Source organism: Vibrio sp. 704 (assembly GCF_033339295.1).
In genome coordinates this window covers 1-616 of the sequence record NZ_JAWOUH010000647.1, presented here as the reverse complement: position 1 = coordinate 616, position 616 = coordinate 1, and the positions used below count along the sequence as shown (strand labels likewise).

Genomic DNA, 616 nt, shown 5'->3' with positions numbered 1-616 from the left:
TTCCCGGCCCTGCGGGTGGCGGAGAAGGATTTAACTCAACTCGAAACGATATGAATGATGCGGTCGCGTTTCACGCTGGCGTCATCAGCCATGATGATGGACTGGCGGATTCAACCTTGTCGGCAAACCATCGTTTTCTAAATCCTGGAGCGAAGGTCACGATCACGCGCGTTGAATAACTCATCTGCTCTGGTGGCGGATCCTTTCCTAAAAGTGTTTGTTCATGCTTTTATCCCTCATTCCACCACCAGAGCACTTTTTGACCTTGTTGAAAGCTGACCTTGTTGAAAGAAATACCGCTCCGTTCCGGTCATTTGCAGAATGAGACGTCTCCCAGGCAAGGAAAGGACTATGGAACGGCATACAACCAACGTGGTGGCGAACATATTGTTGATTGAAGATGATGATGACTTGGCCGAACTGGTTCAAATGCATCTCAAGTTTCAGGGGCATCAAGTCAGTCGAGAATCCAGCGTTGCAGCGGGTAGAAATACTTATCAGCAGCAGTCGTTTGATTTGGTGATCCTCGACAGAGGTTTACCCGATGGTGATGGTTTAGATATCTGCCATCACTTGCGCCAGCAGCAAGATTGGACGCCGGTTTTGGTGTTGACCG

General features: G+C 49.2%; 1 protein-coding gene. It reads left to right on the top strand.

Going from position 1 to position 616, the window contains the following annotated elements; genetic code table 11:
* Positions 1-351 precede the first annotated feature (351 nt).
* The coding region (locus tag R7R24_RS28285) for a response regulator (protein WP_318120393.1) at positions 352-616 on the top strand (265 nt) is incomplete at its 3' end.